Annotated in this window: 28 protein-coding genes; 16 read left to right on the top strand and 12 right to left on the bottom strand. The window is 70.5% G+C overall.

What is annotated here, in order from left to right; translation table 11 throughout:
* Positions 1-202: 202 nt before the first annotated feature.
* From dnaK to FLX07_RS01615, 6 genes are all read left to right on the top strand, one after another.
* Positions 203-2,068 carry a molecular chaperone DnaK gene (gene dnaK / locus FLX07_RS01590; protein WP_142567613.1) on the top strand — a complete coding sequence of 622 codons (1,866 nt, stop codon included), beginning with the start codon at positions 203-205 and terminating at the stop codon, positions 2,066-2,068.
* Entirely contained in the window at positions 2,065-2,706 is a 642-nt protein-coding gene (gene grpE, locus FLX07_RS01595; RefSeq protein ID WP_142567614.1) for a nucleotide exchange factor GrpE, read from the top strand. Before dnaK ends, grpE begins: the two co-directional genes overlap by 4 nt.
* A gap of 113 nt (positions 2,707-2,819) precedes the next feature.
* Positions 2,820-3,989, top strand: a complete 1,170-nt coding sequence (gene dnaJ / locus FLX07_RS01600) for a molecular chaperone DnaJ (protein ID WP_142567615.1) — start codon at positions 2,820-2,822, stop codon at positions 3,987-3,989.
* A 4-nt stretch (positions 3,990-3,993) separates the two neighbouring features.
* Entirely contained in the window at positions 3,994-4,341 is a 348-nt protein-coding gene (locus FLX07_RS01605; RefSeq protein ID WP_142567616.1) for a heat shock protein transcriptional repressor HspR, read from the top strand.
* 23 nt (positions 4,342-4,364) lie between these two features.
* On the top strand, positions 4,365-6,956 hold the full coding sequence (gene clpB, locus FLX07_RS01610) for an ATP-dependent chaperone ClpB (protein ID WP_142567617.1): 2,592 nt from the start codon (positions 4,365-4,367) through the stop codon (positions 6,954-6,956).
* Positions 6,957-7,116: 160 nt separating this feature from the next.
* On the top strand, positions 7,117-8,490 hold the full coding sequence (locus tag FLX07_RS01615) for a hypothetical protein (RefSeq protein WP_142567618.1): 1,374 nt from the start codon (positions 7,117-7,119) through the stop codon (positions 8,488-8,490).
* Positions 8,491-8,726: 236 nt separating this feature from the next.
* Here the strand turns inward: FLX07_RS01615 and FLX07_RS01620 are convergent, their stop codons facing one another.
* Positions 8,727-9,266 (bottom strand): YfgM family protein, encoded by a 540-nt coding sequence (locus FLX07_RS01620; RefSeq protein WP_142567619.1) that lies wholly within the window; start codon positions 9,264-9,266, stop codon positions 8,727-8,729.
* A 163-nt stretch (positions 9,267-9,429) separates the two neighbouring features.
* Here FLX07_RS01620 and FLX07_RS01625 point away from each other — a divergent pair, with 163 nt between their 5' ends.
* Positions 9,430-9,825, top strand: a complete 396-nt coding sequence (locus FLX07_RS01625) for a hypothetical protein (protein WP_142567620.1) — start codon at positions 9,430-9,432, stop codon at positions 9,823-9,825.
* Between the two features lie 26 nt (positions 9,826-9,851).
* On the opposite strand, the gene FLX07_RS01630 is transcribed toward FLX07_RS01625, so the two are convergent.
* Positions 9,852-10,502, bottom strand: coding sequence for a TetR/AcrR family transcriptional regulator (locus FLX07_RS01630; protein WP_142567621.1), 651 nt, complete (start codon positions 10,500-10,502; stop codon positions 9,852-9,854).
* Positions 10,503-10,726: 224 nt separating this feature from the next.
* Positions 10,727-11,818, bottom strand: coding sequence for a CapA family protein (locus FLX07_RS01635; RefSeq protein WP_229689444.1), 1,092 nt, complete (start codon positions 11,816-11,818; stop codon positions 10,727-10,729).
* Positions 11,819-11,935: 117 nt separating this feature from the next.
* Here FLX07_RS01635 and FLX07_RS01640 point away from each other — a divergent pair, with 117 nt between their 5' ends.
* A complete protein-coding gene (locus FLX07_RS01640; protein WP_142567623.1) occupies positions 11,936-12,379 on the top strand; it encodes a Fur family transcriptional regulator in 444 nt (147 codons plus the stop codon).
* A 63-nt stretch (positions 12,380-12,442) separates the two neighbouring features.
* Positions 12,443-13,891 (top strand): catalase, encoded by a 1,449-nt coding sequence (locus FLX07_RS01645; protein WP_142567624.1) that lies wholly within the window; start codon positions 12,443-12,445, stop codon positions 13,889-13,891.
* A gap of 346 nt (positions 13,892-14,237) precedes the next feature.
* Here FLX07_RS01645 and FLX07_RS01650 read toward each other — a convergent pair whose 3' ends face one another.
* Positions 14,238-14,450: a DUF397 domain-containing protein gene (locus FLX07_RS01650; RefSeq protein WP_425280119.1), complete on the bottom strand. Its 213-nt coding sequence runs from the start codon at positions 14,448-14,450 to the stop codon at positions 14,238-14,240.
* A gap of 57 nt (positions 14,451-14,507) precedes the next feature.
* The gene (locus FLX07_RS01655) at positions 14,508-15,365 is read right to left on the bottom strand and encodes a helix-turn-helix domain-containing protein (protein ID WP_142567626.1); all 858 of its coding nucleotides are present in this window, start codon (positions 15,363-15,365) and stop codon (positions 14,508-14,510) included.
* 517 nt (positions 15,366-15,882) lie between these two features.
* Here FLX07_RS01655 and FLX07_RS01660 point away from each other — a divergent pair.
* The 3 genes from FLX07_RS01660 (at position 15,883) to FLX07_RS01670 (ending at position 17,846) form a co-directional block, all read left to right on the top strand.
* The gene (locus tag FLX07_RS01660; protein WP_142567627.1) at positions 15,883-16,089 is read left to right on the top strand and encodes a hypothetical protein; all 207 of its coding nucleotides are present in this window, start codon (positions 15,883-15,885) and stop codon (positions 16,087-16,089) included.
* 145 nt (positions 16,090-16,234) lie between these two features.
* A complete protein-coding gene (locus tag FLX07_RS01665; protein ID WP_142567628.1) occupies positions 16,235-16,837 on the top strand; it encodes an HD domain-containing protein in 603 nt (200 codons plus the stop codon).
* Positions 16,838-16,937: 100 nt separating this feature from the next.
* Complete coding sequence (locus FLX07_RS01670; protein WP_142567629.1) at positions 16,938-17,846, top strand: Rieske (2Fe-2S) protein; 909 nt, start codon at positions 16,938-16,940, stop codon at positions 17,844-17,846.
* Between the two features lie 90 nt (positions 17,847-17,936).
* Here the strand turns inward: FLX07_RS01670 and FLX07_RS01675 are convergent, their stop codons facing one another.
* Genes FLX07_RS01675 through FLX07_RS01685 form a run of 3 tightly spaced genes read right to left on the bottom strand, consistent with a single transcriptional unit; the run spans position 17,937 to position 19,786 of the window.
* Complete coding sequence (locus FLX07_RS01675) at positions 17,937-18,182, bottom strand: hypothetical protein (protein WP_223852889.1); 246 nt, start codon at positions 18,180-18,182, stop codon at positions 17,937-17,939.
* A 6-nt stretch (positions 18,183-18,188) separates the two neighbouring features.
* Positions 18,189-18,938, bottom strand: a complete 750-nt coding sequence (locus tag FLX07_RS01680; protein WP_142567630.1) for a sulfite exporter TauE/SafE family protein — start codon at positions 18,936-18,938, stop codon at positions 18,189-18,191.
* Positions 18,939-18,997: 59 nt separating this feature from the next.
* Positions 18,998-19,786 carry an ABC transporter ATP-binding protein gene (locus FLX07_RS01685; protein WP_142567631.1) on the bottom strand — a complete coding sequence of 263 codons (789 nt, stop codon included), beginning with the start codon at positions 19,784-19,786 and terminating at the stop codon, positions 18,998-19,000.
* Positions 19,787-19,856: 70 nt separating this feature from the next.
* Between FLX07_RS01685 and FLX07_RS01690 the strand changes: the two genes are divergently transcribed.
* Complete coding sequence (locus FLX07_RS01690; protein ID WP_373292443.1) at positions 19,857-20,582, top strand: hypothetical protein; 726 nt, start codon at positions 19,857-19,859, stop codon at positions 20,580-20,582.
* A gap of 99 nt (positions 20,583-20,681) precedes the next feature.
* Here the strand turns inward: FLX07_RS01690 and FLX07_RS01695 are convergent, their stop codons facing one another.
* From FLX07_RS01695 to FLX07_RS01710, 4 genes are all read right to left on the bottom strand, one after another.
* Positions 20,682-21,590, bottom strand: coding sequence for an LLM class flavin-dependent oxidoreductase (locus FLX07_RS01695; RefSeq protein WP_142567633.1), 909 nt, complete (start codon positions 21,588-21,590; stop codon positions 20,682-20,684).
* Positions 21,591-21,670: 80 nt separating this feature from the next.
* On the bottom strand, positions 21,671-22,135 hold the full coding sequence (locus FLX07_RS01700; RefSeq protein ID WP_142567634.1) for a MarR family winged helix-turn-helix transcriptional regulator: 465 nt from the start codon (positions 22,133-22,135) through the stop codon (positions 21,671-21,673).
* 41 nt (positions 22,136-22,176) lie between these two features.
* Entirely contained in the window at positions 22,177-22,800 is a 624-nt protein-coding gene (locus FLX07_RS01705; protein ID WP_142567635.1) for a response regulator, read from the bottom strand.
* The gene (locus FLX07_RS01710; protein WP_142567636.1) at positions 22,797-24,008 is read right to left on the bottom strand and encodes a GAF domain-containing sensor histidine kinase; all 1,212 of its coding nucleotides are present in this window, start codon (positions 24,006-24,008) and stop codon (positions 22,797-22,799) included. The genes FLX07_RS01705 and FLX07_RS01710 overlap by 4 nt, the downstream gene beginning before the upstream one ends.
* Positions 24,009-24,132: 124 nt before the next feature.
* Here FLX07_RS01710 and FLX07_RS01715 point away from each other — a divergent pair, with 124 nt between their 5' ends.
* From FLX07_RS01715 to FLX07_RS01725, 3 genes are read left to right on the top strand one after another with little or no spacing between them, the layout of a single operon-like run.
* Positions 24,133-24,795 carry an SDR family NAD(P)-dependent oxidoreductase gene (locus FLX07_RS01715; RefSeq protein ID WP_142567637.1) on the top strand — a complete coding sequence of 221 codons (663 nt, stop codon included), beginning with the start codon at positions 24,133-24,135 and terminating at the stop codon, positions 24,793-24,795.
* Positions 24,792-25,937 (top strand): S-adenosylmethionine:tRNA ribosyltransferase-isomerase, encoded by a 1,146-nt coding sequence (locus FLX07_RS01720; protein ID WP_142567638.1) that lies wholly within the window; start codon positions 24,792-24,794, stop codon positions 25,935-25,937. The genes FLX07_RS01715 and FLX07_RS01720 overlap by 4 nt, the downstream gene beginning before the upstream one ends.
* Before the next feature lie 41 nt (positions 25,938-25,978).
* Positions 25,979-26,542, top strand: coding sequence for a hypothetical protein (locus FLX07_RS01725; protein ID WP_142567639.1), 564 nt, complete (start codon positions 25,979-25,981; stop codon positions 26,540-26,542).
* Positions 26,543-26,596: the final 54 nt, after the last annotated feature.

Consider the following 26,596-nt stretch of genomic DNA (forward strand, 5'->3'; position numbering starts at 1 on the left):
CGGCCGCGGCCGGGGGGCACGCCCACCGCCCGGGCTCCGGCCCCGGACGAGGCAGACAAAACAGTCCACACAAGTCGCGACGACGGGATGAAATCCGCGCGCTCCAGGGTTGAGCCCCATAGACTCAAGCTGTTTGACAGACCCCTCGGCGGGGCTAGTATTTGAGTCTGACCGACTCAACTTTGACTACAAGGACGTACTCATGGCACGTGCGGTAGGTATCGACCTGGGGACGACCAACTCCGTCGTCTCGATTCTCGAGGGCGGCGAGCCCACGGTCATCGCGAACGCTCAGGGCTCGCGGACCACGCCGTCCGTGGTCGCGTTCGCGAAGAACGGGGAGGTTCTCGTCGGCGAGGTCGCCAAGCGGCAGGCGGTGACCAACGTCGACCGGACCATCCGCTCGGTCAAGCGCCACATGGGCACGAACTGGTCGATCGAGATCGACGGCAAGAAGTTCACGCCTCAGCAGATCAGCGCGTTCGTCCTGCAGAAGCTCAAGCAGGACGCGGAGGCGTACCTGGGCGAGAAGATCACCGACGCGGTGATCACCGTCCCGGCGTACTTCAACGACGCCCAGCGGCAGGCCACCAAGGAGGCCGGCCAGATCGCGGGCCTCAACGTGCTGCGCATCATCAACGAGCCCACCTCCGCGGCGCTGGCCTACGGCCTCGACAAGGAGAAGGACCAGACCATCCTGGTCTTCGACCTCGGCGGCGGCACCTTCGACGTGTCCCTGCTCGACGTCGGGCAGGAGGACGGGCACGGGTTCGTCGAGGTCAAGGCCACGAGCGGTGACAACCACCTCGGCGGCGACGACTGGGACCAGCGGGTCGTCGACGAGCTGGTGACCCGCTTCAAGAACGCGCACGGCGTGGACCTGGCCAAGGACAAGATGGCCCTCCAGCGCCTGCGCGAGGCGGCCGAGAAGGCCAAGATCGAGCTGTCGGCCCAGACCGAGACCTCGATCAACCTGCCCTACATCACCGCCTCCTCCGAGGGCCCGCTGCACCTCGAGGAGAAGCTGACCCGGGCGGAGTTCCAGCGGATCACCGCCGACCTGCTCGAGCGCTGCAAGGGCCCCTTCCACCAGGTCATCAAGGACGCGGGGGTCAAGATCTCCGACATCGCCCACGTGGTCATGGTCGGCGGCTCCACTCGTATGCCGGCCGTGTCCGACCTGGTCAAGGAGCTGACCGGCGGCAAGGAGCCCAACAAGGGCGTGAACCCGGACGAGGTCGTCGCCATCGGCGCCGCGCTCCAGGCCGGTGTCCTCAAGGGCGAGGTCAAGGACGTCCTGCTGCTCGACGTCACCCCGCTCAGCCTGGGCATCGAGACCAAGGGCGGGATCTTCACCAAGATCATCGAGCGCAACACGACGATCCCGACCAAGCGTTCGGAGGTCTTCACCACGGCCGAGGACAACCAGCCGTCGGTGCAGATCCAGGTCTACCAGGGCGAGCGTGAGATCGCGGCGTACAACAAGAAGCTGGCCACCTTCGAGCTGACCGGCATCGCCCCGGCCCCGCGCGGCATCCCGCAGATCGAGGTCACCTTCGACATCGACGCCAACGGCATCGTGAACGTCTCGGCGAAGGACCTCGGCACGGGCAAGGAGCAGTCGATGACCATCACCGGCGGCTCGGCCCTGGGCAAGGACGACATCGAGCGCATGATGCGCGAGGCGGATTCCTACGCCGAGGAGGACAAGCGGCGCCGCGAGGAGGCCGAGGTCCGCAACAACGCGGACGCGCTGGCCTACCAGACGGAGAAGTTCCTCCGCGAGAACGACGAGAAGGTCCCGGCCGACGTGAAGACCGAGGTCAACGACTCGCTCGCCGAGCTGAAGAAGGAGCTGGAGGGCACCGACATCCCGGCCATCCGCACCGCCGCGGAGAAGCTCGCCACGGTCAGCCAGAAGATGGGCTCGGCCATCTACGCCCAGTCGCAGGCCGGCGCCGAGGGCGCCCCGGCCGGCGCGGACGCGGACAGCGCGCAGGCGAAGGCCGACGAGGACGTGGTCGAGGCCGAGATCGTCGACGATGAGCGGGAGGGCGGCCGCAAGTGAGCCCGCGTGAGAACGGCTCCGAGGAGGAGCCGGTGATCCGCGACAACCGCAAGATCGACCCGGAGACCGGCCAGGCCCGCGACTCCGCCGGGGACGCGCCCGAGGGCGCCCCCGGCGACCCGGGCACGCAGACGACGGCGGCGGCCGCCGACGGGTCCGCGACGGACCTGCTCGCCGAGCGCACCGCCGATCTGCAGCGGCTCCAAGCGGAGTTCAGCAACTACCGCAAGCGGGTCGAGCGCGACCGGATCGCCGTCAGGGAACAGGCCGTCGCGAGCGTGCTCACCGAGCTGCTGCCGGTGCTCGACGACATCGGCCGAGCCCGCGACCACGGCGAGCTCACCGGCGGCTTCGCGAAGGTGAGCGAGTCGCTGGAGGCAGCCGTCGGCAAGCTGGGTCTGACCGCGTACGGCGCGAAGGGCGACCCCTTCGACCCGACCGTCCACGAGGCCCTGCTGCACAGCTACTCGGCGGAGGTGACCGAGCCGACGTGCGTCGAGATCCTCCAGCCGGGCTACCGGATCAACGAGCGGATCCTGCGCGCCGCCCGCGTCGCCGTCGCCGAGCCGAGCGAGGAGACGGCGACGGAGGAGACGGCGGCCGGCTCCGGCGAGTCCGGCGGACCGGACCAGAACTGAAAGCGCGGAGGTCTCTCCCGATCGGCGAAGATCGGGAGAGACCCGCGAGGGCGCCCGCGACGACAGCCGCGGGCACACTGAATCACTCCCCTTTCGTGCGAAGGAAGCAATAGATGAGCACCAAGGACTACTTGGAAAAGGACTACTACGCCGTCCTTGGTGTGCCCAAGACCGCGAGCGCGGAGGAGATCAAGAAGGCCTACCGCAAGCTCGCCCGCCAGTACCACCCCGACGCCAACCCGGGGAACAAGGAGACCGAGGAGAAGTTCAAGGAGGTCTCCGAGGCGTACGACGTGCTCTCCGACGCCAAGCGGCGCAAGGAGTACGACGAGGCGCGCACGCTCTTCGGGTCGGGGCTCGGCGGTTACGCGGGCGCGGGCGGGACCCGGGCCGGCGGCAACTTCAACTTCGACCTCGGCGACCTGTTCGGCGGCTCGGGGTCGGGTGAGCGGATCGGGGACCTGTTCGGGGGGTTGTTCAACCGGGGCGGAGCGGGCACGCGCACGACCACCGCCCGCCCACGGCGCGGCCAGGACGTCGAGTCGGAGGTGACGCTCGCCTTCGGCGAGGCGGTCGACGGCACCACCGTGTCACTCCGGCTCACCAGTTCGGCCGCCTGCACCGCCTGCGGCGGCACGGGGGCGAAGGCGGGCACCACCCCACGGGTCTGCCCGACCTGCGAGGGAACCGGGGCGGCCAGCCGCAACCTCGGCAACTTCGCCTTTTCCGAGCCGTGCCGCGACTGCCGCGGCCGGGGCCTGGTGGTCGACGACCCCTGCCCCGTCTGCGAGGGCAGCGGGCGCGGCAAGAGCACCCGTACGATCCAGGCCCGCATCCCCGCCGGGGTCGGCGACGGCCAGCGCATCAGGATCAAGGGCAAGGGCGCGCCCGGTGAGAACGGCGGTCCTGCCGGCGACCTCTACGTGCTGGTCCACGTCAAGCCGCACCCCGTGTTCGGGCGCAGCGGGGAGAACCTGACCGTCACGGTCCCCGTCACCTTCCCCGAGGCCGCGCTCGGCGCCGAGATCAAGGTGCCAACGCTCGGGGGGATGCCGGTGACCCTGCGCATCCCGGAGGGAACGCCCAACGGACGGACGTTCCGGGTGCGCGGCCGAGGGGCCTCCCGCAAAGACGGCACGAAGGGCGACCTGCTGGTCACCGTCCAGGTCACGGTGCCCCAGACCCTCGACGACAAGGCCCGCGCGGCCCTTGAGGAGTTCAGGAACGCCACGGAGGGCCAGGACCTTCGCGAAGAGCTGATCAAGCAGGCCAGAAGCGAGTGAGCCGATGGATGCCAGGTTTTTCGACATCTCCGACGACACCCCCGTCTATGTGATCTCCGTAGCCGCCCAGCTGTCCGGGCTGCACCCGCAGACGCTCCGCCAGTACGACCGGCTCGGGCTCGTCAGCCCCGGCCGTACGGCAGGGCGGGGGCGGCTGTACTCGACAAGGGACATCGTGCTTCTGCGCGAGGTCCAGCGGCTCTCCCAGGAGCACGGCATCAACCTCGCCGGCATCAAGCGCATCCTCGAACTCGAAACCGAGAACATGCGCCTGCACGAGGAGGTCACCCGGCTCAGGGGTGAGCTCGCCATGCTGCGGGCACTGGTCCGCTACGAACTGCCACCTGCCTGATCGGCGAAACGAGGCATTCACATATGGACTACAAGTTCACTCAGAAGAGCCAGGAGGCTCTGTCCGCGGCCGTCCGGCGCGCCGCGGCCGACGGCAACCCCGAGGTCGCGCCCGCGCATCTGCTGACGACCCTGCTGGCGCAGAACGGCGGCATCGCCGGGTCGCTGCTGCAGGCCGTCGGCGCGGACCCCCGGCAGTTGCGCACGCAGGCCGAGGAGCTGCTCGGCCGGCTGCCGAAGGCGCAGGGCTCCACCGTGAGCGCGCCGTCGAGCTCCCGCCAGTTGCTGACCGTGCTCAACACCGCGGCGCAGCGGGCCAAGCAGCTTGAGGACGAGTACGTCTCGACCGAGCACCTGCTCGTCGGGCTCGCCACCGACGGCGGGCAGGTCGCCGACCTGCTGAAGGCCGCGGGCGCCTCCCCTAACGCACTGCTTGAGGCGTTCGAGAAGGTCCGCGGGCACGCCAGGGTGACCAGCGAGACGCCCGAGGACACCTACCAGGCGCTGGAGAAGTACGGCGTCGACCTCACCGAGCAGGCGCGTGCCGGCAAGCTCGACCCGGTGATCGGCCGCGACAGCGAGATCCGCCGGGTCATCCAGGTGCTGTCGCGCCGCACCAAGAACAACCCCGTGCTGATCGGCGAGCCCGGCGTCGGCAAGACCGCCGTGGTCGACGGCCTCGCCCAGCGGATCGTCGCGGGCGACGTGCCCGAGAGCCTGCGCAACAAGCGCCTGGTCGCGCTCGACCTCGGCGCGATGGTCGCGGGCGCGAAGTATCGCGGCGAGTTCGAGGAACGCCTCAAGGCCGTGCTCAACGAGATCAAGGAGAGCAACGGCCAGGTCGTGACGTTCATCGACGAGCTGCACACGATGGTCGGCGCGGGCGCCGCCGAGGGCGCGATGGACGCGGGCAACATGCTCAAGCCCATGCTGGCCCGCGGCGAGCTGCGCATGATCGGCGCCACCACGCTCGACGAGTATCGCGAGCGCATCGAGAAGGACCCGGCCCTGGAGCGGCGGTTCCAGCAGGTCTACGTCGGCGAGCCCACCGTCGAGGACACGATCGCGATCCTGCGCGGGCTCAAGGGCCGATACGAGGCGCACCACCAGGTGCAGATCTCCGACAGCGCCCTGGTCGCCGCCGCGACGCTCTCCGACCGCTACATCACGGCTCGTTTCCTTCCCGACAAGGCGATCGACCTGGTGGACGAGTCGATGTCGCGGCTGCGGATGGAGATCGACTCTCGGCCGGTGGAGATCGACCAGCTCCAGCGCAGCGTGGACCGCCTGAAGATGGAGGAGCTCGCGCTCGCCAAGGAGACCGACGAGGCCAGCCGGCAGCGCCTGGAGAAGCTCCGCGAGGAGCTGGCCAACCGGCAGGAGGACCTCAACGCCCTGGTCAGCCGGTGGGAGCGGGAGAAGGCCGGCCTCAACAAGGTCGGTGAGCTGAAGAAGCGGCTCGACGAGGCGCGCGGCGCGGCCGAGCGGGCCCAGCGCGACGGCGACTTCGAGGCCGCGTCGCGGCTCATGTACGGCGACGTCCCCCGCCTGGAGAAGGAGCTCGCCGAGGCCACCAAGGCCGCCGAGACGGCGGAGGCCGAGGCCGAGCCGATGGTGAAGGAGGAGGTCGGCCCCGACGACATCGCCGAGGTCATCTCCTCGTGGACCGGCATCCCCGCCGGGCGGCTGCTGGAGGGCGAGACCGCCAAGCTGCTGCGGATGGAGGACGAGCTGGGCGAGCGCCTGATCGGCCAGCGCCAGGCCGTCCAGGCCGTCTCCGACGCCGTACGGCGTGCCCGGGCGGGCATCGCCGACCCTGACCGGCCGACCGGCTCGTTCCTCTTCCTCGGCCCGACCGGTGTCGGCAAGACCGAGCTGGCCAAGGCGCTCGCGGAGTTCCTGTTCGACGACGAGCGGGCCATGACCCGCATCGACATGAGCGAGTACAGCGAGAAGCACAGCGTGGCCCGTCTGGTCGGCGCGCCACCCGGCTACGTCGGCTACGAGGAGGGCGGCCAGCTCACCGAGGCCGTGCGGCGCAGGCCGTACACCGTGGTGCTGCTCGACGAGATCGAGAAGGCCCATCCCGAGGTCTTCGACATCCTGCTGCAGGTGCTCGACGACGGCCGGCTCACCGACGGGCAGGGCCGCACGGTCGACTTCCGCAACACGATCCTGATCCTCACCTCGAACATCGGCTCGCAGTTCCTCGTGGACCCCACGATGGAGAACGAGGCCAAGCGCCAGGCGGTCATGAACGCGGTGCGGGCGTCGTTCAAGCCCGAGTTCCTCAACCGGCTCGATGACATCATCGTGTTCGACGCGCTGGGCACCGAGGAGCTGTCGCAGATCGTGGACCTGCAGGTCGCCCGGCTCGCGCGGCGCCTGTCGGACCGGCGGCTGAAGCTGACCGTCACGCCCGCCGCCCGCGACTGGCTCGCGCTGACCGGCTACGACCCGCTGTACGGCGCCCGCCCGCTGCGCCGCCTGATCCAGTCGGCCATCGGCGACAAGCTCGCCAAGGAGCTGCTGTCGGGGACCATCAGGGACGGCGACGAGGTAATCGTCGACTTTGACGAGGCAGGTGACACGTTGACGATCCGGCCCGCTCGGTAAGGTCTTCTCCACCATTGGGGCAAGCGCGCCCCGCCCTTTTCCCTCGCTGCTACGTTCGGCGTTCGTCGGACTACCGTACGCGATCAGGGGGACGTGGATGTCCAGGACATCACGAAGTATTCGAGGGCGGTGCGTCGCGCTGGCGGCGGTCACTGCGGGAGTGAGCTGGCTGACCGGGGGCCCGGCGATGGCGAAGGACGGCGCGCTCGCCGACGCCTGCCGGGCCCAGAGCCGCGACGTCACCAGCCACGACGTCACCGGCCGCGACCTGTCGGGAGGAGTGACCACCTTGCCGGCGGCGGGTGTGCTGAGCATCGCCGACGCGGCCGGAGCGGCCGCCGGGCAGGGGCACAACTCGCTTCCCACCGGCCCGGCCGTGCTCACCAGGACCATCCCGGGGCCCACGGCGCTGCCGGCCGTGCCCGGCCCCCGTGCGCTGCCGGGCACGATGCCCGGCGCGGCATCCGGTGCGGCAGCCGGCGCGGCTCCCAGCGTGGCCAAGGCCGCTCCCGCCGCTCCCCGCACCACGACGGCACTGCCCGCACCGGCGGGCGTCAAGACGCTTCCCGCCGACGCCACGACCCTCTCGGCGCCCGCGAAGGCGATCTCCACCCCGGTGCAGAACGCCGTGGCGGGCGCCACGGCCGTCTCCGAACCGCGCCGCGCGCCCGCCGCTCCCGCGGCGGACGCCAGGACCCTGTTCCCGGCCAGGAGCACCGTGCCCCTCCTCGCCACCGCACCGGCCAAGCCCGGCACCGCGAACGCATGTGCGCCGCAGGCACTGCGGACCGCGCCGGCCGCCCAGGAGCGCAAGCACCCCGAGGCGCAGGGACATCAGAAGAAGAGCCACCGGAACCCCAAGCCGCAGGACCAACCGGCGGGCTCGGCGTCGCGAGGCGACTCCGCCCAGGGTTCGGTGCCGCAGAACCCGGGCGCACAGAACCCGGGCGTACAGAACCCGGGCGCGCGAAACCCGGAGGCACGGAATCCGGGAGCGCGTAACCCGGAGGCACGGAACCCCGAGGCGCGGAACCCGGGAGCGCCGAACCAGGGCGCCCAGGGCTCTCTCGCGTCCCAGGGCGAGTCCCACAGCCACAGTTCGCAGAGCGGCGCGTCGGGCCAGGAGCAGAGCACCAAGACCTTCCCGGTGAAGGACCGCCGCCACCGCAAGGCGCACCACCCTCGCAAGCAGCCCGGGGCCATGGCGCCTGGCCAGGCCGCCAACCAGAGTGCCGGCCAGGCCGGCCGGCCCCTGACCGGCACGCGCAACGCCTCCCTGCCGGAGGGCGAGCGCAAGAAGGGGGCCAAGGACAAGCGTCAGCGCAACGACGGCGCGAGCGGGCAGGGAACCGCCATGGGCGTGCTGCCCGACGCGGCGGACGGCCGGCACGTGCCGCGGCTGCGCGAGTACCCCAAGGCGGCATCGCACCGGCAGAACGGTGACATCACCGCTCCGGCGGCCCTCACCAAGGCGACGGGCACGCGCGCGGTGACCGATTTCGCCGCCGCGGCCGGCAAGAAGCTCCTGCCGTAACCCCGCCGTACGACGCCCCGCTCCCCCGGGGTCGGCATCCGGTCTCGTCCGCCGGAACACCGAAGACAGCGAAGACGAAGACTGCGAAGACGACGAGACCGAAGGCAACGAAACCGAAGACAACAGAACCGAAGACGATGTGACCAAGGGGCCGTGATCCACGGCCCCTTTTTCCATGCCCGCACACCATCTCGCCGGGTGGAGGCCCTCAGCCGTGCCCGAAGTGCCGAGAGGGCTCAGCGGGAAGCGTCGAGGAGGGCGTCGAGGTCGTCCTCCGGCAGGCCGAGATCGACCCGGATGCGGTAGCGGGTGCGCAGCAGCGAGTCGCGGATGCCCGACCCCACCGCGCCGCAGGCGCGGGCGCCGTCGGTGGCCCACTCGTGCGCCGCGTCGAGGTCTCCGTACGCCATGAGCGTCTCGGCGACGGTCAGCGCGGTGGCCGGGTTCCAGTCTCCCGACCCGACCGCGGCGATCAGCGCCCTGGCCTCCTCGGGCCGGTCGAGCTCGAACAGCGTGTCGGCGATGCCCGCACGCGGGTCCACCGGCACCTCCCCGCCGTCCTCCAGAGCGCTCTGGTAGCGGTCGAGGGCGGTCGCGGGCTGACCGGCCTGGCGCCACTCCTCCGCGGCGAGCACGAGGATCGCCGCCCTGGACATCTCTCCCGACTCGTACCCCTGGGCCAGCGCGTCGAGGCGGCGGGCGAGGGCACCGTGGTCATCGAGCAGCAGGGCCTGTTCGAGCAGTCGGTCCACCTGCTCATTTGTCACATGTGCCACAGAGCCGAGGCTACCGATCCCGGTCTGTTTTCGCAGGACAACACCAGGCATTGCCGAAGCAACAGTTAGTACACGTTTGACTACCATACGCTTTTCTCGGCAGATAGTCGGGCATATCGCACCATGCCTGTGCCAATCGAAGCTCGGCGAGGAGCGTTACAGCATGTCCAAGCGGGTGATACTGACTCTCGCCTCCACAACAGTGCTCGCCGCCGTGGTTCCGGGGTTCGCCGGCTTCGTCACGGCCCAGTACGAGGCGCTCGACCGGGCCCGAGCCGAACTGTCCCGGCTGCAGACCAAGCTGCAGATGATGGAGCTGAGAGTCGAGCCGGCGGCGGATCTGCGATGCCGCGCCGACACGAGCGGGCAGCGACAGCCGAGCCTGACCGACGAGGACGACACGCGGGAGCTGACGATCCCGCCGCGCACCCGCACCAGGTCCTGGCAGAACACCGCCTACGTCCGGAGCACCGCACCGGGGTTGTGGCCCTCGATCGGCGTCCCCCATGCCGTACCCGGCCCGCAGGCGCCGGGCGATCTCCGCCACCCGCACGAGTGAACCGCCCGGCGCGAACACGCCCGCCGTCACGCGCGGCGCGAGACGGCGGAGGCGAGTTGCCGGGACAGATATCCGCGGACGAGCTGTTTGGCTTCGGCCACGATTCCGGGGTCGCCGTTCGGGTCGTGCCGGAAGGCGAGCTTCAGCACCGCGTCCCCGGCCTCGACGGCGACGAGAATGGCACGATCCAAATCCTCACTGTCAGCCAGCCCGAATTCGGTGAGCAGCAACGCGCGCAGCCGACCGGCGATCACGGTGTTGTTGTCGGCCACGGAATCGAGAAGGTCGAGATCGAAGACCTCACCGAAGTGCAGCGAGCGGAACCCGGGCACGCTGCGGTGCATCTCGACGTACTCGTCGATGATGGCGTCGACGGCGTCCCACCAGCCCGCGTAGTCCTCGGCGATGAAGCGACGCCCGACACGCGCGACGAACAACTCGACGTTGCGCCGCGTCAGGGCCTGGCTGAGCGCCCGCTTGTCCGGGAAGAACTGGTAGACCGAGCCGATCGCCACCCCGGCCCGCTCGGCCACCCGGGTGGTCGTCAGTGCGTCGTACCCGCCCTCGTCGAGCAGCTCGGCGCAGGCGTCGAGCATCCGCTCCACCCTGCGGGCGCTGCGACGCTGCGAAGGACGCCGCCGCAGCGGCTCACCGGGATGCGACGAGCGCGGCGGCATTCCCTCACCACCCCCATTGCCCCATTTCTCGACGGCGGCACGGGTCTCAATGGCAGCACAGTGCTCGACGGCGAAAGCGGGGCCGTCTGCTTCCCTCACATACCAGCTGGACACCCACTCATCTTGCCTGTTTCACGCGCCGCGGTCAGCGCTTATCGACCAGTCGTCTGATTTACAGCAAGAAATCCCGTCGCACCGCTGTCAAGAATCCCGTCGCACCGCCCTCAGGAGTCGGCGGGTGCGGCCGACAGGCCGGTGCAGCCGCGCAGCGCGCGGTACGCGCCGAGCGCCTGCTGCTTGGCGCCGCCCGTCACGGGAATGGGCACGCCGCCGTTGATCCGGGCGGGGGTCCACTGGTCCTTGAGCACCTTCCTGCCGTTGATCGTCAGGGTGAGCACGCCGGTCGTCCCGGTGTCCGGGCCCCAGTTGTAGAAGGCGAAGTTGCCCAGGCCGTACTGCACGTACGCCTGACCGGAGAAACCGCCGCCCAGCAGGATGTGCGCGTGGCTGCCCACGATGACGTCGGCCCCCGCGGCCACGAGCTTGTCCGCCAGGCTCCGCTGCACCGGCGTCGGGCACTTGACCAGCTCGGTGCCCCAGTGCAGGAACACGATAACGGTGTCGGAGTTCTTTCGAGCCTGCCGTACGGCCCGGATGAGGCGGGGCTCGTTCTTGGCGGAGGCGAGCCCGCCCTTGCTGCCGGAGGCGGTCCAGGACTGGATGAACTGCGAGTCGAGCACCTGGGTGGCGCCGATGATCGACACCCGGTTGCCGTTGACCGTCCTGCGATAGGGACGGAATGCCTCGGTCTCGTTCGCGCCGATGCCGATGACGGGGAACTTCGAGGACCTGATCGCCTTGAGCGTGTCGGCCAGGCCGCTCTCCATGTAGTCCATGCCGTGGTTGTTGGCCATCGTGACGACGTCCACCCCGGCGGCCTTGAGCGCGGCGAACGCCGTGGCGGGGGCGCGGAAGGTGAACTGCTTGCCCGGCGCGGGCGTGCCGGCGGTGGTGATGGCCGTCTCAAGGTTGAGCGCCGTGAGGTTGGACCTGCGCAGGACGGCGGCGATCGGGCCGAGCGCCGTACGCGGGTCGGCGTCGAGCCGGCTCCGCAGGACGCCCTCGAAGTGCACGTCGCCGGCGAAGGAGATCGTGAAGGGCCGCCGCTGCGGCGGTTTGGGAGACGGCTTCGCGGTCTTGACCTCCAACTGCGACGCGCCGGGGACGGGCTCACTCTCCGCCGGGCTGCACCCCGCGACGAGAAGGGGAGCCGCGAGGAGGGCGAACAGGGACAGGGCGAGGGGCTGACGTCTCACGGCACCCGAGCATGCCATCTCCGTCGGCGGACGGGGAGGCTGTGGGAGATCCTGGGGCAAATAACTGGGAGAGTTCCTTTACTTGAATCATTCAAGTTTGCTGCTAACGTGGGGGTTGTGAACGACCCCGGGCGCCTTCGCGAGGCCGGACTGCGGGTGACCGCGGCGCGGCTGGCGATCATGCAGACCGTGAGCGGGGGCGACCACCTCGACGTGGAAGCCATCCATCGCGGTGTGTGCGAACGGGTCGGCCAGGTGTCCCTGCAAGCCGTCTACGATTCGCTGAACGCGTTGCAGCGCGGCGGACTCCTCCGCCGCATCGAGCCCGCGGGCAGCCCGACGCGGTACGAGACGCGGGTGGGCGACAACCACCACCACCTCGTCTGCCGCAGTTGCGGAAGAGTCGCGGACGTCGACTGCGCGGTGGGACACGCGCCCTGCCTGGAGCCGGCGTCGGACGCCGGCTACCTGGTGGACGAGGCGGACGTCATCTACTGGGGCCTGTGCCCCCCATGCCGGGCCGAAGCCGGCAGCGCCCAGCCCGACTCCGCCCGCGTCTGAGTCCCGTGCTTGTTCCATCGCTTTCCGCACGCAGTTCCATGAAGTGACCCCGGAGGCAACCCCATGACCGACAGGCCCATCACCACCACTGACGCCGGGATTCCCGCTCCCAGCGACGAGTTCTCCCTGTCGGTCGGCCCCAACGGCCCGCTGCTGCTGCAGGACCACTACCTGATCCAGAAGATGGCCGCCTTCAACCGGGAGCGGGTCCCCGAGCGGGTGGTGCACGCCAAGGGCGGCGGCGCGTACGGCGTGCTCCGGATCACCGAGGACGTCAGCCGGTACACCAAGGCCAAGCTGTTCCAGAAGGGCCAGGAGACCGGGCTCTTCCTGCGGTTCTCGACCGTCGCCGGAGAGCGGGGCAGCGCCGACACCGTACGCGACCCCCGCGGCTTCGCGATCAAGTTCTACACGGAGGACGGCAACTACGACATCGTCGGCAACAACACGCCGATCTTCTTCATCCGCGACCCGTCGAAGTTCTCCGACTTCATCCACTCGCAGAAGCGCCGCGCCGACACCCACACGCGCGACCACAACATGCAGTGGGACTTCTGGACGCTGTCGCCCGAGTCGGCCCACCAGGTGGCGTTCCTCATGACCGACCGCGGCACGCCGCGTTCGTGGCGGCACATGCACGGCTTCGGGTCGCACACCTTCCTCTGGTACAACGCCGCCGGCGAGAAGTTCTGGGTCAAGTACCACTTCAAGACCGAGCAGGGCATCGAGAACTTCACCGACGCCGATGCCAGGGCGCTGGTGGCGGAGGACCCGGACTTCCATCTTCGCGACCTGCAGACCGCCATCAGGAACGGCGACCATCCGGCGTGGAAGGTCAACATCCAGATCATGCCGTTCGAGGACGCGGCGGACTACCGGTTCAATCCGTTCGACCTCACCAAGGTCTGGCCGCACTCCGACTACCCGGAGATCACCATTGGCCGGTTCGTGCTGAACCGCAACCCGGAGAACTACTTCGCCGAGGTCGAGCAGGCGAGCTTCGAGCCGGCGAACCTGGTGCCGGGCGTCGGGCCCTCCCCCGACAAGATGCTCCAGGGCCGCCTGTTCTCCTACCCGGACGCCCACCGCTACCGCATCGGGCCGAACTACCTGCAGCTTCCGGTCAACACTCCGAAGGTGCCGGTGCACAGCTACAACGTCGACGGTCACATGCGCTACCGCAACCCGGGTGACCCGGTCTACGCGCCGAACAGCGTCAACGGCCCCGCGGCCGACCCGTCGCTTTACGAGGGCGAGAACTACCAGGTCACCGGTGAGATCATCCGGAGCGCCTACGTCAGGCACCGCGAGGACGACGACTACGTCCAGCCGCGCGCGCTGTGGGAGAACGTGCTCTCGGACGTCGATCGCGATCACATGGTGAGCAACATCGTCGGCCACGCCTCGGCTCCCGAGGTCACCGCCGACATGAAGAAGCGCGTGGTCGACTACTGGACCAACATTCACAAGGACCTCGGACAGCGCGTCGCGCAGGGGCTCGGCGTCGCCTGACCCCCTTCCCCTCGCGTACGGCTCGCGCCCCTTTCAGGCGCGGGCCGTACGCGCCTGTTGTCTCACGATCGCCGCCTCCGCGTACGTGGACCGGGAGTCGCAGCCACCCTGATGCCACAGGCCAGGCAGGCCGCGCGGCAGGAAAAAAGCGATGGGGATACGACTTCTGGACGGACGTACGCACGGATCGCCTCGCGGTCGCGAACAACGCACGTCGGCGCCGATTCCGGAAGATCCTGGGCGAGGAATACAGAGCTGTTGTGGCCGCCACCGCCATCTGCTGGGCGACAGGGATGTCCAGGAAAAAGAAGAGCCTGGCCGCCGGACAGGTCGGCCAGGCCAAGGACTAAAGGTCGAACTCGCCGTCCTTCACGCCACCGATGAACGCGTCCCACTCCGCGGGAGTGAAGACGAGAGCGGGACCGTCCTGGTTTTTGCTGTCGCGCACACCCACGTGGCCGTCTGACAGCACGGCCACTTCAACACAGGCGCAGTTGTTGGCGCTCCGGCTGCTCTTCCACCAGATGGCGCCGGACAGGTCACTCGAGTTCTTGGACAATGTTTCTCTCCCCCCGGAAATCATGTCGCGCGGGTTTCCGGGGCGGTCTAGAGCTGGCTAACGCCAGTGACGGACAGTTTTCTCCAAGAACCGGCGGGAGTCGTCCACGTCGAGGGCCTTCGTCTCCAGGTAGTCGAATGCCACCTCGTACCGGTAGACGATCGCCTCGTCCTCGACCAGACGCCCGCCCAGGAGTGCCTCCAGGTACACGACGTCATGGAACTCGGGCACCTTGAGGTGGCAGAACGCCCCGGTGTTGATCGGATGGTCCGCGTCGAGCGGCAGGATCCGCAACTCGACGTTCGGCCTCTCTGAAACCTCGATCAACCGCCTGAGCTGTTCCCGCATCACCTCGTGGTCGCCGAACCGGCGCAGCAGGACCGACTCCTCCAGAACAGCCGAGATGGCCAGCGGGCTGTCCGTCCTGAGAACCGCCTGCTGGCGCGCCATCCGGACCTCGATCCGGCTGCGGACGCCGCCCGGCGCCTCAAGGGTGCTCCGTTGTCCGCTCTCCATCATGGCTCGGACGTACGCCTCTGTCTGGAACAGACCCGGCACGACCTGGGGTTCCCAGTCGCGTGCCGCCGTGGCCTCGGCCTCCAGGCCAAGGAACGTCGTGTATTCCTTGGGCAGGGAGTCGCGGTAATCCTCCCACCAGCCCTTCCGGGTCGCGTCCCGGTGCAGGGCGAGCAGCTCTTGGCGTTGGCGGGAATCTACCATGTAGATCAATAAAAGTGCCTCAACATCGCTCGTGCGAGGCGAGGTGCGCGCCGTCTCGATCCTGCTGATCTTCGCTGCGGACCAGCCGAGCCGGACGGCGACCTGGTCGCCCGTCAGATCGGCGCGCTCGCGTAACCGGCGCAGTTCCTGCCCCAGCCGACGGCGGCGGACGGTGGGACTGCCGTGCTCGGGCACCCCTGCCGACCTCCTTCATCCGGTGAATCCGGTGGTTGCGGTGGACGCACGGACGATGGGCGCGCCCTGGCGGACCGGGCGCACGGGTGAGGGGCGCCCTGTTCGAAGATTACCGCGCCCGCTCGTGCAACTTGCACCGCGATTTGCAGCGTATCGGCACAAGATTCTTGCGGATTTCTTTTCGTCAAGTATTGCAGGGCATTGCGTCCTGAGTCACGATCGATACGGGAAGGGTCTTCTGGAGAGTGGGGGCGCCGGCGATCGCCGGCGAAATACTCCGGACCCGCTTCCCCATCCGAGGCACGCGCCCGGCGAGGGCGCCGGCCGCTTCGGGTGTGCGTGACAACGGGAGGCATCCGGGCCAGCGGGATTTCGACATTCGGCGGGCGTCACAACGCTCGCATCGCACAAGAAGCGAACATCGAATAGGCCGTTCCGGCGATGGAACGCGCCCTCCGTACGACGAATTCAGGACGACGAGATCTCCGCTTGGCACCCCTCCGAAAGGAGTCTCTTGGTGAATCCCCCCGGTGCCGCCTGGTTATCACTGATCAAAATCCGGATGACGATGGCCGATATGGCGCTGTGCGCCGACCAGGACCGGTGGGCGCGTGAGCTGAAGTGGACCGTGAGCCGCACCGGCTTCGGCGCCCGCCACTATCGCGACCCCCGCTTCGACCTCGTACGCGAGCTGGAGGAGGTCGGCCGCCTCTTCACCGTCTGACGCCCGGCTCACCGTTCGGCGCCCTCTTCGCCTCCGGGAAACAGGTCCAGGGGCCGGACGGGAGAAGGGCGTGCGTCTCATGACCTGGACGGCACGCGGCGCCGGATCGGGGACGAACTGATCGTGACCGGTTAGGCTTGCACGGGTGACGACCGCGCTCATCCACGAACGGCTGCAGTCCCAGCTCGCCTTCCACACAGAGATCGACAAGCTGAAGCGCGTCATCCGCCGGAACTCGCTGATCGACGGCTCGCGCCGCGAGAACGACGCCGAGCACTCCTGGCATCTGGCCATGATGGCGATGACGCTGGCCGAGCACGCGCCCCCGGAAACCGACATCTCCAGGGTGGTCGCGATGCTGCTCGTGCACGACATCGTGGAGGTCGACGCCGGCGACACCTTCATCTACGATCCCGTCGCGGTCGAGGGGCAGGCCGCCCTCGAACGCGCGGCGGCCGACCGGATCTTCGGGCTGCTGCCGGAGGACCAGGGGGCGCGGCTGCGCGGGCTGTGGGACGAGTTCGAGGAGCGGCGCACACCCGAGGCGAGGTTCGCCAGGGCGCTCGACCGGCTCGCACCGATCATCGCCAACCACCACAACGAGGGCGGCACCTGGCCGCTCTACAAGGTGACGGCCCGCCAGGTCATGGAGAAGGTGCGGCTCATCGAGGAGGGGTCGCCCACACTCGGCGAGTACGCCGCGCGGCTGGTCGCCGGCTCGGTCGCCCAGGGGCATCTGGCGCCCTGACCGGGAACGTCCCGGCCGAAACTCGCACATACCGTCTCATGCCTGTCCATGTTCACACCTGTGACGCGGGGGTACGTGATCCCGTGTTAGGGGGCGAGAAATGGAAGAGACGACCAGGCCGCATGCGGGCCGGACGGCACGGAGGGTCCCCTCGGCAGAGCTCCTCGACGGGCTCGAGCGGGCCACCGCGCTCGACCGGCCGATCGCCGTCATATCCAAGAAGGTCCGCCGCAGACTCGGCCCAGGCAAGCTCCGAGACGTCCTGCACGGCGTGCCCATGGGACACCCGCTGCACCCGGCCCTCGCCATGACGACCTTCGGCTGCTGGCTGTCGGCGAGCGTGGTGGACATGACCAGGACGGGCTCACGCGCGGCGCGGACGCTGATCCTGGTGGGACTGGGCAGCGCCGTTCCCACGGTGGCGGCCGGCCTCACCGACTGGTCCACCCTCCATCGCGAGCAGCAGCGCGTGGGCCTGGTGCACGCCATGACGAACGCCGTAGCGGCGCTCTGCTACTCGGGCTCTGTCTTCTTACGGGTGACGGGACGCGAACGCGCCGGACGCATGCTGGGGTACGCGGGACTGGCGGCGGCCTCCGCGGGTGCGAACCTCGGCGGCCACATGTCCTATCGCCAGGCCGCCGGGGCCAACCACGCGGAGTCGGTCGGCCACCTCATGCCGCTCGGCTGGCACGACCTGTGCGCGCTCAAGGACCTGCCCAACGGGCGGCCGGTGCGGCGGCGGCTCGGCTACATCGACCTGTTCGTCCTGCGCCTCGGCGACGACGTGAGCGTGCTCGCGGACAACTGTTCCCACCTCGCCGGCCCTCTCCACCAGGGGCGGGTCGCCATGGAGGAAGGCCAGGCCTGCATCGTCTGCCCGTGGCACGGCAGCGCCTTCCGCATCTCCGACGGCCGGGTCATGCACGGTCCCGCGACGTCGCGACAGCCGGCCTTCCAAACCCGGCTGCGGCAGGACGGCGTCATCCAGGTCCGCCCCGCGGAGTGATCCCGCAGCGGCTCCACCACGACGACTCCACCAGAGGGACTCCACCACAGTGACTCCACCACTGCGGCGCGTCCCGCGCCCGGGCCCGGGTCAGCCGGTGTCCGGGGCGCGGTCGTCGGCGGGATATTCGACCAGGGCGAGGACACGGTTGGACATGAACCTCGCGGTGCGGACAGGAGTGCCCGCCCGCGTGACCTCGGTGACCTCGACCACTCCCCGGCCCGTCGTGATCTCGATCCGGCGGCCCGCCCTGGTCGCGATGACTTCGTAGGTGCGCGGGGTGCCCCCCGCATCGATGACGATCTCCACCCGGTCGCCCTTCACAAGGGCAGACATACCCTTTCAGGACACCAGCTTCACTATCGCCACGATTCCCACGACAACAATGAATCCCCGCAGCAAGGGTGCGGGCAGCCGGCGGCCGAGGCGGGCGCCGAGGAAGCCGCCGACGGCCGAACCGAGCGCGACCATCAGCACGGCGGCCCAGTCCACCGGCGCGATGAACGCGAACAGCACCGCCGCCGTGGCGTTGACCAGCAGCGACAGCAGGTTCTTCGCCGCGTTCACCCGTTGCAGGTCCTCGTCGAGGAAGCTGCCGAGCAGGCCGATCAGCACAATGCCCTGGGCGGCGCCGAAGTAGCCGCCGTACATGCCCGCGCCCAGGACGCCCAGCCACAGCCACGGCCCGCCGTGCGGGTGCGGCCTGCGCCGTGCGGCCAGCCACTCGTTGATCCTCGGCTGGAACACCACGAGGAGGCAGGCGACCGCGATGAGCACCGGAACGATGACCTTGAACGCCTCCGCGGGCAGGCGCAGGAGCAGCACTCCACCGGCGAGCGAGCCGATCACGGACGCGACGCCGAGCCGGAGCAGCCGCTCGCGCTGGCCCTTGAGCTCGGCGCGGTAGCCGAGCACCCCGGTCACGCCGCCCGGCACGAGCCCGACGTTGTTGGACACGTTCGCGACGATCGGAGGGAAGCCGACGGCCAGCATCGTCGGGAACGTGATGAGCGAACCCGATCCCACGACCGCGTTGATGGCCCCGGCCCCGATACCGGCCGCGAAGACCGCGACCGCCTCCCACGGCGTCACTCGCACATCTCCTTCGTACGGCTATCCGCCAAGGGTAGGCGCCGGGCTCCGCGTGGGGATCAGAGGGGACGGGCGTACCAGCGGCCCTGCTGGCCGCGGTCGAGATGCAGCGGCACGCCGAAGGTCGCGGACAGGTTCTCCGGCGTCATCACCGAGTCGATCGGCCCCTGGTCGACCACCGAGCCGTGCCGCAGCAGCAGCACATGGGTGAACCCGGCCGGGATCTCCTCGACGTGGTGGGTGACCAGCACCATCGTGGGCGACTTCGGGTCCTGGGCCAGCGCGCCGAGGCGGCGTACGAGGTCCTCGCGGCCCGCCACGTCGAGCCCGGCGGCGGGCTCGTCGAGCAGCAGCAGCTCGGGGTCCGGCATGAGCGCCCGGGCGATCTGCACCCGCTTGCGCTCGCCCTCCGACAGCGTGCCGAAACGCCGCCGGATCAGGTGGGCGCAGCCGAGCTGGTCGATGAGCTCGACCGCCCGGGTGACGTCGTGGGAGTCGTACTCCTCCGTCCACCGGCCCAGGATCGCGTACGACGCGGTGAGCACGAGGTCGATGACCTTCTCGTCCGGCGGGATGCGCTCCGACAGGGCCGCGCTGGCCAGGCCGATCCGGGGCCGCAGGTCGAACACGTCCGTCTGGCCGAGCCGCTCGCCGAGGATCTCCACCGAGCCCTCGGACGGGAACAGCAGCGACGCGGCCACCTGGAGCAGTGTCGTCTTCCCCGCGCCGTTGGGCCCGATCACCACCCAGCGCTCGTCTTCCCTGACGCTCCAGTCGATGCCGCGCAGCAAGGCAGCGCCGTCCTTACGGACGGTCACGTCCTGAAGCTGAAGCACCTGACCGCCCATGTGGTCCCCCTCCGTGGTTCGCTGAGATAAAACTATGGCAGTCCGACCACATATCGTGGATCGGGTGCGCATCGATTCACCGATCTCCGCCACGCTCGTCGCCTGGGGCAATGCCTGGCTCGGGGGACACGTGAGCCTGGAGCACGCCCTCGACCGCGTCGAGCGCGAGGCCGGGCCCCAGGTGGTGGCGGCGGATGGCGTCGAGACCCCCCTGCTCGCCTACCTCGTCGACCGGCGGATCGAGGGCCTCGACGCGTTCCGGCTGGCCCTGCCGGTGCCCGGCGACCCGCTCGGGCTCACCGGCCCGCCCGCCTTCAACGGCGCCGCGATCGACGCGGGCCAGGCCGTCGTGGCCGTGCTGTCCGGCCGGTGCCTCGGTCTCGTGCCGTCCGCCGACCGGCGCGGCTCGTCGTACTCCGGAATCCGCTGGACCGTGGCCGAGGCGTCGGCCGTCCCGCCCGACGTGCCGTCGCTGGCCGAGGCGGAGCAGGCGCTGCGGACCGCCATGATGGCCGCCACCGAGGCGCTGCTGGGCGTGGGCGGCCCGGCGCAGGGCTTCCCCACCCCGGACACGCTCGACCGCGCGGGCGAGGCCCTCGCCCCCGGCTATCCCGGCAGGGCGCACCGGGTCGGCGCCCTCGCCGCCCGGCTGACGGCCGCACTGCGCCTGGCCGACGAGCGGGGACTCACCTCCGGGCAGGTCGCCGCGCGCGGGCAGGCCCTGCGCGACCTCGACCGCGCCGTACGGCGGGCCAGGGTGGCCGCGCACAACGCGATCGCGGAGTCCCAGGTCTGACCCGCGACCAGTCCGACACGCGAGCGGTCCGACGCGCGACCGGTGTGACACGCGCACCGGTCCGCCGCACGCGCCCAGTCTGCCGGGCCCGGACCGGGCTCACTGCTTCGCGACGGCCTCGCGGACGGCCGGCACGACGTCCTGGGCCCAGCGGGCCAGGAGGGTGCGGCCGGGGGCGCCCTGGTCGGCGGAGAAGATCGTGAAGCCCGACGCGCCGTGCTCCACCACGGCCCCGGTCAGCTCCTCGACCCACTGGCCGACGGAGCCGCCGATCCAGCGGCCCTCCGCGTCACGGGTGGCGGGCATCGGCCGGTCGGTGATGCGGCCGGGGAAGTTGAAGATCGTGCGGATCTCGCGCGGATCACGCCCGGCGGACGCCGCCGCCTCGTCGATGACCGGCCGCGACGTGCGGTAGCGCCGGCTCAGCCAGTCGGCCGCGTGGCCGGGGATCCAGCCGTCCGCCACCCGGCCGGTGGCGGCCAGGGACTTGCGGCCGACCGATCCGGTCCACACGGGCGGCGCGGGCACGGGGGCGGGCTCGATCTGGTTCACCTGGTAGTGCTTGCCCTGGTAGGTGACCGGAGGGCCGCCGCCGGACAGCAGCTTGACCAGCACGATCGCCTCCTCGAAGGCGTCCACGGCGTCGCCGGGCGAAAGGAGCGGCACCCCCATGTCGGCGATGCGATCCCACAACCCGCCCGCGCCCATGCCGAGCACGATCCGGCCGCCCGACAGCGCCGACAACGACGTCACCGTCCTGGCCAGCATGGGCGCGGGCCGGGTCGGCAGGTTGGTGACGTTGGCGAAGCCGGCGATGTGCTGCGTACGCCCGAGGATGAAGCCGAGGGCCGCATAGGCGTCCACACGTCCGCCGAGGTAGGGATGGTCCGACAACGTGAAGATGTCGAGCCCGTCGCGGTCGGCCTGCTGGACCATCGGCAGCAGCTCGGGTAGGTCCTCGATGCCGGAGTGCGCGCCAAACCCGAAGACGACGTCATGTGCTGACAACGTTCCGCCTTTCCACAGGGACAAACGTTCGCACTACGAACCATATTAGTTCGTATTGCGAACCACAATTCCTTCGGGGTTCAGCGCATCGAATCCGGTTCCACGAAGACGCTGGGGACCTTGTTGTCCGTCACGACGCGGCCGAGCAGGGCGGCGAGCGTGTCGCGCTCCGCCGGCGCCAGACCCGAGGCCAGTTCCTCCACGCGGCGGCAGGTCTCGGCGTAGAACTCGTCGGCCAGCTTGGCGCCCTGCCCGGTGAGCGACACCCGCACCGCGCGGGAGTCCTGAGGGTCGGAGGTGCGCCGGACCAGACCGTTGCGCTCACTGCGGTCCACCAGACCGGTCAGGCTCGACTTGGCCAGGCCGAGCACCGCGCCCAACTCGCTCATGCCGTAGGGCTGCGCCATCAGGACGCACAACAACTGGCCCTGTTGCTGGGTGAGGCCGTACTCGCGGGCGGAATTCGCATACACGGCGTTCACCAGGAACGTGGACCGCACCAGTGCGGCCACCGTCCCGATCCGGCCGCCGGCATCCTTGCTCACCGGTCCAGAATAACCAATTCGCGAGACGAACTACCGTCCCGTCAGGACAGGCCGTGGCGCACCGCGTAAAGCGCGGCCTGGGTCCGGTCCTGCACGGCGAGCTTCATGAGCACGTTGGAGACGTGCGTCTTCACGGTCTTCTCCGCCACCGTGAGCTCGCGGGCGATCTCGCGGTTGGAACGGCCGGCGGCGAGCAGTCGCAGCACCTCGCGTTCCCGGTCGGTCAGCGCGGACCCCGCCGCGTCCCGCTCGCGGTCCGCCGGACCGGCCAGCATCGCCTCGGCGGCCTCCGGCGCGAGCAGGACCTGCCCGCCGTGCACGGCCCGGATCGCCTGGACGAGGGCGCCGGGGTCCACGTCCTTGTAGAGGAAGCCCGCCGCGCCCGCCCGCATGGCCGGAGCCACGTCGCCGCGGTCGCTGACCGAGGTGAGGACGATCACCCGCACGTCCCGGCCGGACAGCTCCGCGAGCGCGCCGAGGCCGTCGAGCACCGGCATCTTCAGGTCGAGCAGCAGCACGTCGGGGGTGAGCGCTCCGGCCAGCTCGACCGCCTCGGCGCCGTCGGCCGCCTCCCCCACGACGTCGATGTCCTCCTGGATCTCCAGGAACGTACGCAGGCCCTGCCGTACGACGGGGTGGTCGTCGGCGATGAGCACGCGGATCACGCGGGCACCTCCAGTCGCACGGTCGTGCCGCGGCCGGGCGCGGAGGAGACCGTCAGCGTGCCGCCGACGGCCTGGGCCCTGTCGGTCATCGACGGCAGGCCCAAGCCGTGCACGCCCGCACCGTTGGGCCCGGCGCTGTCGAATCCGGCGCCGTCGTCGGTCACCTCCAGCACCAGCGCGTCCTCCCGATGCGCGAGCCGTACGTCGATGCGGGCGGCCCTGGCGTGCCGTACGGCGTTGTGCAGCGCCTCCTGGGCGACCCGGAGCACGGCGACCTCGATCTCGGGCGCCGGATCGGGGGCACCGCCGAGGCCGCGGTCGCCCGGCGGGTCGCCCTCGGCGGAGAACGCGACCGTCATGGGGTGCAGGCGGTTGAGGAGGGCCGCCTGCTTGCGCAGGCTCTCCACCAGGCCGTGCCGGTCCAGCTCGGCCGGGCGCAGCTCCACGATCACCGCGCGCAGCTCGGTCAGCGCCTCTCCCGCCATCCGCTCGACCCGCTCGATCGCCTCGGCCGCCCGCTCGGGGTCCGTACGCGTGAGCGCGGCGGCGGCCCGCGCGGTCAGCCGCAGCGAGAACAGCTTCTGGCTGACGGCGTCGTGCAGCTCGCGGGCCATCCGGGTGCGTTCCTCGACGACCGTGAGCTCGCGCCCCCGCTCGTACAGCCGGGCGTTGGTGATCGCGATGGCGGCGTGCGCCGCGAACAACGTCAGCAGTTCCTCGTCGGCCTCGCCGAACCCCCCGGGCGTCCGCTTGTTGGACAGGAAGATGATCCCGAGGACCGTGTCGCCGTCCGTGATCGGCACACCGAGGAAGTCCTTGAGGATGGGGTGGGCCTTCGGCCACCACCCGAACCGGGGATCCCTGCGGATGTCGGGCAGCCGCACCGGCGTCCCCTCGCGGAGCATCGCGCCCAGCATGCCGTGCTGGCGGGGGGTGGGCCCGATGGCCGCCCACTGCTGGTCGGAGATGCCCTCGGCCACGAACTCGGCGAAAGCGCCGTCGTCATCCGGCACGCCGAGCGCGGCGTATCTCGCGTCGAGCAGCCGCGCCGCCGACCGCACGATCACCTGGAGGACCTCGCGGACCGACAGGTGGCGGGTGACGGCGAGCACGGCCGAGCTGACCGCGTGCAGCACCGCGTCGCGGTCCCGCGCAGAGGTGGCGGGGCCGGCGGCCGGGTCGGCGGCGGGGTCGGCAGGCTCGGGCACGGACACAGAGTAGGTCCACCGCCGAACGCTCCGCGTCGGCCGCAGGACCTAGACCCAACTGCCGAGCGGCGGCCGGACCTCGGTCCGATGCGCGCCCGACGTGCTGATTTCTAGCGTGAAGCACATGAAGCACGCACTCATCACCGGAGCGTCGCGAGGGCTGGGACTCGCTCTCGCCAAGGCGCTCGCCGGCGACGGCTGGTCGCTCCTCCTCACCGCTCGCGGCGAGGAGGACCTGATGTCGGCGGCCTTCGACCTCGGCGCCCTGGCCATCCCCGGAGACGTCGCCGACCCAGCGCACGTGGCCAGGCTCGCCGAGTCCGCGCCCGAGCTGGACCTGCTGATCAACAATGCGAGCGGGCTCGGCCCCGCCCCGCTGCCGAGGCTCGCCGACTATCCGCCGGACGCGCTGCGCGCGCTGTTCGAGACGAATGTGATCGCGCCGCTCGCGCTGGCGCAGGCGACGCTGCCCGCGCTGCGCAAGCGGCGGGGCGCGATCCTCAACATCACCTCCGACGCCGCCGTCGAGGCGTACGAGGGCTGGGGCGGCTACGGCGCGACCAAGGCCGCCCTCGACCAGATGTCGAACGTTCTCGCCGCCGAGGAGCCCGACGTGGCGGTCTGGTGGGTGGACCCGGGCGAGATGCGCACCCGCATGCTGGCGGACGCCGTGGGGCCGGAGGAGGCCGCGGCGGCGCCGCCGCCCGAGAGCGTGGTCCCGGCGCTGCTGCACCTCGTGGGCGCCCGCCCCGCCCCCGGCCGCTTCACGCGAGGAGAACTGGAATGACCGCCCGGAACCCGCACACCGCCGTCCCGCCCCGGACCGAGCCCCCCGCGAAGACCGCCCCCGGCCGGGCGGACGGGGTGGACGCGACGCCGGCCGGGGTCAGGCCGTACGGCGCGGGGGAATCGTTCGAGTTCGCGCTGGCGGCGCCGCTGGAGGCGCACGAACCGCCGGAGGCGCGCGGCCTGCGCCGCGACGAGGTCAGGTTGCTGGTGTCCCGCCGAGACACCGGCGAAGTCACCGGCGAGGTCACCCACCACGTCTTCGCCGACCTGCCGTCGCTGCTGTCCCCCGGCGACCTGCTGGTGGTCAACAACTCCGCCACCCTGCCCGCGGCGGTGCGGCTCGACCGGCTGGCCGTCCACTTCTCCGGCCGCCTCGCGTCCGGCGAGTGGCTGGTCGAGCTGCGCCGCCGTACGGCGACGGCGACGGAGCCCTATTCCGGCGTCGCGCCCGGCGAGTGGCTGCCGCTCCCGGGAGGGGCCACGCTGCGCCTGCCGGCGCAGGAGACGCCGCGCCTGTGGCGTGCCCACCTGGACCGCGACGTGCTGTCCTACCTCGCCGTGCACGGCGTGCCCATCCGGTACGGCCACGTGAGACGCGACTGGCCGCTCGCCGACTACCAGACGGTCTTCGGGGTCGAGCCGGGCAGCGCGGAGATGCCCAGCGCCGGCCGGCCGTTCACCCCGGAGCTCGTCACCGACCTGGTCCGCCGGGGGATCGGCGTCGCGCCGATCACGCTGCACACCGGGGTCGCGTCTCCGGAGAAGGACGAACCGCCCTATCCCGAGTGGTTCTCGGTCTCCCCGTGGACGGCACGGCTGGTGAACATCACCCGCGAGCACGGGGGCCGGGTGATCGCCGTCGGCACGACCGTCGTACGGGCTCTGGAGACCGCCGCCCTCGACGCCCCCGCCCCGGGCACGGTGCGGGCGACGTCGGGCTGGACCTCACACGTCGTCACGCCGGCGGAAGGCGTGCGAGCGGTGGACGGCCTCGTCACGGGCCTGCACGAGCCCCGCTCCAGCCACCTGATGATGCTGTCGTCGATCACCGGGACCGGCGTGCTGGCCCGCGCGTACGAGGCCGCGCTGGAGGAGGGTTACCTCTGGCACGAGTTCGGCGACAGCCATCTCATCCTCTGATACGTGATCCAACTGTGATCTCGATCGTCAAGGCTGATCGCATGCGTACCCTCATCGGCAAGCCGACCGCGCTGCTGGCACTGCCACTGGCCGCGGGCGCGCTGGTCGCGTCCGGCGCGCCCGCCTCCGCCGCGTCGTCGGCCGCGACCACCTCGTCCGCGGCGACCACGGCGAACACGGCGGCCTCGGCGCCCGTCCGCATCCAGGTCAGTTACCCCTACGGCGTCCGCGCCGGGCGCGTGGTGTCGTACAAGGTCAAGCTCGTCAACAACCTCAAGACCAGGACCGACGAGATCTTCCTGGCGGTCAAGTTCCCCAAGAACGTCACCAAGACCCGGGTCTACGTGCCGCACGGCTCCAAGTACCACGAGCACTGCACGCGGGAGCGGACCCGCGCGCTGTGCGTGCTGCCCGGCCTCAAGAAGGGCGGGAGCTACACGTTCTGGGCGAAGGCCCAGGTGAGCGGGTCCGCCCGCGGCAAGCTCTACGGCTACTTCGGCGGCGCGGTCATCGACACGTCGACGAACACCGACCCCAGGGAGCTGTTCACCGAGTTCGGCGAGCGCATCGGCTGGGTGAAGTCGAAGAGCACGATCACCCGCTGAGTTCCGTCCGTCATCCACTGCGTCCGTCCGGCGTCCGTCCGGCGCCGGGCAGAC

It is taken from the genome of Microbispora bryophytorum (genome assembly GCF_006874465.1).
In the GTDB taxonomy this organism is placed as follows: domain Bacteria; phylum Actinomycetota; class Actinomycetes; order Streptosporangiales; family Streptosporangiaceae; genus Microbispora; species Microbispora bryophytorum.